This window comes from Mycobacterium sp. (assembly GCF_044370595.1).
In the GTDB taxonomy this organism is placed as follows: domain Bacteria; phylum Actinomycetota; class Actinomycetes; order Mycobacteriales; family Mycobacteriaceae; genus Mycobacterium.
Genome location: NZ_JBILVF010000173.1, coordinates 1 through 6760 on the forward strand (window position 1 = coordinate 1; position 6760 = coordinate 6760).

A 6760-nucleotide genomic window follows, 5' to 3' on the forward strand; every position below is an offset into this window, starting at 1 on the left:
GCTGAGCACGGCGATGAGCCCCTCGGCCAGCGCGGCGGAGTCTTCAACCTGCACCAGTCGTCCGGCCTTACCGTCGCAGAGCACTCGGCGGAAGGCGTCGAGGTTGCTGGCCACCACCGCGGTTCCGGCCGCCATCGCCTCGACGAGGACGATGCCGAAGCTCTCCCCACCGGTGTTGGGGGCGCAGTACACGTCGGCGCTGCGCAGCGCCGAGGCCTTTTCGGCGTCCTCGACCTGCCCGAGGAATTTCAGGTGCCCGGCCAGATCTCCGGCTTCTTGGCGCAACTCGTCCTCATCGCCGCGGCCGACGATCAGGACTTCGATGTCTCCGAAGCGCTCCACCAGTGCCGGCAGCGCACCGAGCAGCACAGCCATCCCCTTGCGGGGTTCGTCGAACCGGCCGAGGAACAGCACCGTTTTGCCGGGGCGGGGGTAGCCGGGCAGTGTCGGCGCAGAGGCGAACGATGCAACGTCCACGCCGTTGGGGATTTCCACCGCATCCGATCCGAGCGCCTCCATCTGCCAACGCCGGGCCAGGTCTGAGACGGCGATGCGGCCGACGATCTTCTCATTCCACGGCCGCAGGATGCCCTGAAACAGGCCCAGCGCCAGAGACTTTGTGGTTGAGGTGTGGAAGGTGGCCACGATCGGGCCCTCGGCGATCATCAACGCCAACACCGATAGGCTCGGGGCGTTGGGCTCATGCAGATGCAGCACGTCGAATTCGCCCTTCGCTATCCACTTCTTGACCATCCGGTGGGTGGCCGGACCGAACCGCAGCCGGGCCACCGAGCCGTTGTAGGGAATCGGCACGGCCTTGCCGCCGGAGACGACGTAGTCGGGCAGCTTGACATGCGGCGAAGACGGCGCCAAGACACTGACCTCGTGCCCGCGGGCGTGAAACACCTCGGCCAGTTGAAGGACGTGCGCCTGCACCCCGCCGTGGACGTCGAAGGAATAGGGGCACACCATGCCGATGCGCATCAGGCTTCCTCGAGGTAGGCGCGCCGCTTCTCGGACAGGTCGGACAGCCACAACGGCTGCAGCATGTGCCAGTCCTGGGGATGTCTGGCGATATTGATGGCAAACCGGTCGGCGAGGGCCTGGATGATCACGCCGATGTCGCCGGAACTGGTGTCAATGGCGTCGTCGATCTGGACGACGCAGTCGTCGCCGTCGTAGTAGACGTGCGCCGGATGCAGCGGCGCCCCGGTCTCGATGGCCAGTTTCGCCGGGCCGGCAGGCATCCGGGTTGGCTCGCCGAAGAACTCCACCGGTACCCCGGAGCGGGTCAGGTCCCGGTCGGCCATCAGACAGACGAACCTGTTGTCCCGCAACCGCTCGGCGAGGACCTCCGAGGGGGGCCGCTGACCACCGGTCAGCGGCAGCACCTCGAATCCGAGGCTCTCCCGGAACTCGATGAAACGGTCGTAGAGCGACTCCGGTTTGAGTCGCTCGGCCACCGTGGTGAAGGTGCCGTAGTTCTGGGCCAGCCACACCCCGGCCATGTCCCAGTTGCCGCTGTGCGGCAACGCCATCACCGCGCCGCGGCCGGCGGCGTGCGCGGCGGCGAAGTGTTCGGCGCCGATGAACACCCGGTCGAGCCGGGCGGCCAGGACGGGCAGATCCATCGACGGCAGCCGGAAGGCCTCCCGCCAGTACCGGGCGTAGGAGGCCAGCGCTGCGCGGATCAACGGATCGGGAACCTCGTCGGGTGTGCTGCCGATCACCCGGGCCAGGTTCTTGCGCAGCTGCTCTGGGCCGCCGCCGCGGGCGGCGTAGCGGGCGCCGGCGCCGGCGATGCTGCGTGCCAACGACTCCGGCATCTCGCGAACCATCAGCCATCCGGCGGCGTAGCCCCAGTCGGTCAGGCTCTCGGCGAACGGCATCCTCACTGTGCGGTGCTTCCGGGATCGCCGTCGGCCGCCCCGCCGGAGGTGGGGAGCTTGTCCATAGCGCCGGGCGAGGTGCGCACACTGTGCACCCGCTGGCCGACGGTCACCAGGCTGGCCACCGCCAGAACCCACATCGCGATGTGCAGCGCCATCGGCATCGGGTAGAACGGCAGGTCGGATATTCCGGCGCCGCCCAGGGCGATCACCAGGCGCTCGGGGCGCTCGATCAGCCCGCCGCCGCCATCGAGTCCGCTGGCCTCGGCGCGGGCTTTGATGTAGGAGATCACCTGTGAGGTCACCAGACAGATCATGGTGGCCACCACCAGCGATGAACTGCCCAGTCCGAAGGCGGCCCACCACATGAGTCCGCAGAACACCGCTCCGTCGCTGATCCGATCGCAGGTAGCGTCCAGCACCGCCCCGAACCGGGTGCCGCCGCCTTGCTGACGTGCCATCGCACCGTCGAGCATGTCGGCGAGCACGAAGAACCAGATCACCAGCCAGCCGATGAACAGATGTCCGGCCGGATACAGAGTGAGCGCCGCCAGCACCGACCCGGCGGTGCCGATGATGGTGACGGTGTCCGGTGTCAGGCCGACTTTCAGCGCGGCCCGGGCGATCGGCACGCTGAGTTTGGTGTAGGCCGCCCGGGTCATCAGGTAGAAGTCGCTCACGGCTGGGCAGCCCATTCACCGGCCAGCAGCCCGCGGGTGTCGCGCAGCAACTGAGGAATCACTTTGGTCTGGCCGACGACGGTGATGAAGTTGGCGTCTCCCAACCACCGCGGCACCACATGCATGTGTAGATGTTCAGCCAGCGACCCGCCCGCCGAACGGCCCAGGTTGAGGCCGACGTTGAACGCGTCCGGACGCGACACCGCCTTGATCACCCGAATCGCCCTCTGGGTGAACGCCATCAGTTCGGCCGACTCGGCGTCGGTGAGGTCCTCCAGTTCCGACACCTGCCGGTAGGGCACCACCATCAGGTGGCCGGGGTTGTACGGGTAGAGGTTGAGGACCGCGTAGACCAGTTCGCCGCGGGCGACCAGAAGGCCGTCTTCATCAGAGAGGGTGGGGATTTCGGTGAACGGGCGACTCGGCGCAGCGTCGCCGCGGGGCCGGGGGGTCTCAACGATGTAGCTCATCCGATGCGGTGTCCACAGCCGCTGCAGCCGGTCCGGATCGCCGACGCCCGCGTCGATCAATTCGTCAGCCACTACGCGCCTGCACTAATTCCGCTGTGGGAAAGACGTTCTGGCGACTGTCGACCCACGCCTGGATCGTCGCCACCGCCTGCTCACGCGGCACCCCGTTGATCTGGCTGCGGTCGGCGAACCGGAAACTCACCGCACCGGCTTCGACGTCCCGATCACCGGCCAGCAGCATGAACGGAACCTTCTGGTTGGTGTGGTTGACGATCTTCTTGGCCATCCGGTCATCGCTGGCGTCCACCTCGGCGCGCAGTCCGTGCGCCCGCAATTCGGCGGCGAGATCCTTTAGATAACCAGCGTGTTCGTCGGCGACCGGGATGCCGACCACCTGGACCGGAGCCAGCCAGGCCGGGAACGCCCCCGCGTAGTGCTCGGTGAGGATGCCGAAAAACCGCTCGATGGAACCGAACAGGGCACGGTGGATCAGCACCGGACGCTGCCGGGTGCCGTCGGCGGCGGTGTACTCCAGGGCGAACCGTTCCGGCATGTTGAAGTCGAGTTGGATGGTCGACATCTGCCAATTGCGGCCCAGTGCGTCACGGACCTGCACCGAGATCTTGGGTCCGTAGAACGCCGCACCGCCGGGATCGGGCACCAGTTCCAGCCCTGAGGATTCGGCGACTTCGCGCAGCGTCTCGGTGGCTTCGTCCCACATCTCATCGGAGCCGACGTACTTCTCTGGGTCCTTGGTGGACAGTTCCAGGAAGAAGTCGTCCAGGCCGTAGTCGCCGAGCAGGTCGAGCACGAAACGCAACAACGAAGCCAGTTCATCGCGCATCTGCTCGCGGGTGCAGTAGATGTGCGAATCATCCTGGGTCATCCCGCGCACCCGGGTCAGGCCGTGCACCACACCGGACTTCTCGTAGCGGTAGACAGTCCCGAATTCGAAGAGCCGCAACGGAAGTTCCCGGTAGCTGCGGCCCCGAGCCCGGTAGATCAGATGGTGCATCGGGCAGTTCATCGGCTTGAGGTAGTAGTCCTGCCCCGGCTTGCGCAGCGTGCCGTCCTCGGCGTACTCGGCGTCGATGTGCATGGGCGGGAACATGCCCTCCTCGTACCACTCCAGGTGCCCCGAGGTGATGTACAACTGCTCTTTGGTGATGTGCGGGGTGTTGACGAACTCGTAGCCGGCCTCGATGTGCTTTCGCCGCGAGTACTCCTCCAGCTCGCGGCGCACAATTCCCCCCTTGGGATGGAAAACCGGCAGACCCGAACCCAATTCGTCGGGAAAGCTGAACAGGTCGAGTTCGACACCGAGCTTGCGGTGGTCGCGCCGCTGGGCCTCCTCAAGCAGGTCCAGATGATGGTCCAACGCCTCCTGGGACTCCCAGGCGGTGCCGTAGACCCGCTGCAGGCTGGCATTGTTCTGATCGCCGCGCCAGTACGCCGCCGAGCTTCGGGTGAGCTTGAACGCGGGGATGTACTTGGTGGTCGGGATATGCGGACCACGGCACAGATCACCCCAAACCCGTTCCCGGGTGCGCGGATTGAGGTTGTCGTAGGCGGTCAGCTCATCGCCACCGACCTCCATCACTTCCGCATCGCCGGATTTGTCGTCGACCAGTTCTAGTTTGTAGGGTTCGCCGGCCAACTCGGCGCGGGCCTGATCCTTGGATGCATAGACCCGCCGGGAGAACAGTTGACCGTCCTTGACGATGGCGCGCATACGTTTCTCGAGCTTCTCCAGATCCTCCGGCGTGAAGGCGGCCGGCACGTCGAAGTCGTAGTAGAAGCCGTCGGTGATGGGCGGTCCGATGCCGAGCTTGGCCGCCGGGAACAGTTCCTGGACCGCTTGAGCCAGGACGTGGGCCGCGGAGTGCCGGATGACACTGCGCCCGTCGTCGGTGTCGGCGGCCACCGGAGTCACCTCGACGTCGGCGTCCGGGGTCCAGCTCAAGTCGCGCAGTTTGCCCTCGGCGTCGCGGACCACCACGATCGCCCCGGGTTCGCCACGGCCCGGCAGGCCGGCGTCACGGACGGCGGCGCCCGCGGTGGTCCCAGCCGGGACCCGCAGCAGGTCAGGGTGTGCGGGGGCGCTCAATCGACGGTCTCTTTCTCGGGCAGCAACAAACGACGCACCGGATCGGCGCGGTCGCGACGACCATGCTATCGAGAGCCTGGTCAGGCACCCAGCCCGAACGGGCTGTCCAGGCTGGGATGGTAGAGGCCGATCAGCTTGGCCGACCACGCCAGCGCCCCGAGCAGCCACAGCGTCAGCACTACCGCGCCCGCGGTGAACAGGACCCCCAGGGCCTGCACCCACCAACTCTGCCGGCGCAGCCAGCCGACCGCCGTGTCGTAGCGGCGGCGGGTGTAGGCCAGAGTGCGGTGGGCCCAGTAGAACTCCGTCGCCAGTATCGCCAGGCCCAGAAAGACGATCGCCCAGCCCGGCCCCGGGTAAGGGATGGCGGCGATCCCCACGGCCAGCACCCCGAAGCCGATGACGCCGACCGCGACCCGGTAGCTGAAGTCCAGCAGGCGCCGTTCACGGATCCGCTCCCGACCGTCGGCGATCCGGTGCCTGATACCGCTCATGGCGTCGAGGTTACGTGGTGGCAGGGTGGAGTCGTGAAGCTCAGCGATTTGGCCGGGCGGCCGTTGACCTACTCGGAACTGGGCGCGACCGCAGGTGAGATGCCTACCGGCTACCGCCATGTCCGGGCGGTCGAATGCATCGGACGCGGTCGGCCCCGCTTCGAGCAGGCCGCCGACGCGGTGCTGCGTTACGGAATGCTGCGCGGCGCGGGGCTGCAGGTGGACGCCACCACCGAGGTGGCACAGATCGGCACCGACGTGTTGGGCAGGTTGGGCCCGTTCCTTGCTCCGTGCCGGGTGGTCTACGTGCTCGACGAGCCCAACCGGCGGGGCTTCGCCTACGGCAGCCTGCCCGGACACGCGGTGCGCGGCGAGGAATTGTTCGCGGTGCGCTACGACCCGTCCGACGGCGCGGTTTACGCCGAGATTGCGGCCTTCTCCCGTCCGGCGACCTGGTGGAGCAGAGTGGGTCAACCGGTACTGATGCTGTCGCAACAGCTGGTCACCCGCCGCTACCTCGCCGCGGTGTAGCAGCAGTTCCACCGGCGACATCCATGGGGTACCGCCTTTCCGTCCGACCGCGACACGGCCGCGGGGGCGGGGTCCGGCGCGAAACGGCCCCACCGCGGCGGAAATTGGTTCCTGTCGACGTGGCGCTGAAACTCGGACTGGTTCTGCAACTAAACCCATGTTGCCGTTAGTCTCTTCTCAGATTTGTTTCAGGAATTTACCGAAGGGAACGCTCATGGCAGCCTGCTCTTACGTCGGCCGGGTCGGGGGATTGGCGATCGCTCTGGGGGTCGGGTCGGCGGTTCTGGGCGGAACAGCGGTCGGCTGGGCCGATGACGCCCGCACCGGGCCGTCGACGGATCGTTCCGGTTCGTCGCAGAGCAGCACCGCCGACGGCGCCCCGTCGTCGGTGGGCACCCGCGGCACGGCCGCCATCACAGCCGGCCGTCGCGGTGAAGCCCCGCCCAATGAAACGACGTCCAATGAAACGGCGGCCAATGAAACGGCGCCCAATGCCGCCACGGTGAGCCCGCGACGCGGGCAGTCGGCCGGCGCGGTCCAACCGGAGATCGAGCCCGGACCGCGGGTCTCAGCGCTGAATCCCCACTCC

The 6760-nt window shown here is 67.2% G+C and carries 7 protein-coding genes and 1 pseudogene; 2 read left to right on the forward strand and 6 right to left on the reverse strand.

From position 1 onward, the window contains the following. The 6 genes from ADBZ5N_RS16420 to ADBZ5N_RS16445 form a co-directional block, all read right to left on the reverse strand. The coding region (locus ADBZ5N_RS16420) for a glycosyltransferase family 4 protein (RefSeq protein ID WP_526259234.1) at positions 1–984 on the reverse strand (984 nt) is incomplete at its 3' end. Beyond that, on the reverse strand, positions 984–1889 hold the full coding sequence (locus ADBZ5N_RS16425; protein ID WP_526259247.1) for a phosphatidylinositol mannoside acyltransferase: 906 nt from the start codon (positions 1887–1889) through the stop codon (positions 984–986). The genes ADBZ5N_RS16425 and ADBZ5N_RS16420, both read right to left, overlap by 1 nt. Before the next feature lie 2 nt (positions 1890–1891). After that, entirely contained in the window at positions 1892–2569 is a 678-nt protein-coding gene (pgsA, locus tag ADBZ5N_RS16430) for a phosphatidylinositol phosphate synthase (protein ID WP_526259236.1), read from the reverse strand. Continuing rightward, complete coding sequence (locus ADBZ5N_RS16435; protein ID WP_526259238.1) at positions 2566–3111, reverse strand: ATP adenylyltransferase; 546 nt, start codon at positions 3109–3111, stop codon at positions 2566–2568. The genes pgsA and ADBZ5N_RS16435 overlap by 4 nt, the downstream gene beginning before the upstream one ends. Next, on the reverse strand, positions 3104–5146 hold the full coding sequence (thrS, locus tag ADBZ5N_RS16440; protein WP_526259240.1) for a threonine--tRNA ligase: 2043 nt from the start codon (positions 5144–5146) through the stop codon (positions 3104–3106). The genes ADBZ5N_RS16435 and thrS overlap by 8 nt, the downstream gene beginning before the upstream one ends. Positions 5147–5226: 80 nt before the next feature. Then, the gene (locus ADBZ5N_RS16445) at positions 5227–5640 is read right to left on the reverse strand and encodes a TIGR02611 family protein (protein ID WP_526259242.1); all 414 of its coding nucleotides are present in this window, start codon (positions 5638–5640) and stop codon (positions 5227–5229) included. 33 nt (positions 5641–5673) lie between these two features. Between ADBZ5N_RS16445 and ADBZ5N_RS16450 the strand changes: the two genes are divergently transcribed. Then, a complete protein-coding gene (locus tag ADBZ5N_RS16450; RefSeq protein ID WP_526259244.1) occupies positions 5674–6171 on the forward strand; it encodes a DUF1990 domain-containing protein in 498 nt (165 codons plus the stop codon). A gap of 214 nt (positions 6172–6385) precedes the next feature. Continuing rightward, positions 6386–6760: pseudogene (locus ADBZ5N_RS16455) on the forward strand (hypothetical protein); the annotation flags it as partial.

Excerpts from the sequence above, each read along its gene's own strand:
- ADBZ5N_RS16425 (WP_526259247.1), bottom strand. The coding sequence starts at position 1,889 with ATGCCGTTCGCCGAGAGCCTGACCGACTGGGGCTACGCCGCCGGATGG.
- ADBZ5N_RS16445 (WP_526259242.1), bottom strand. The coding sequence starts at position 5,640 with ATGAGCGGTATCAGGCACCGGATCGCCGACGGTCGGGAGCGGATCCGT.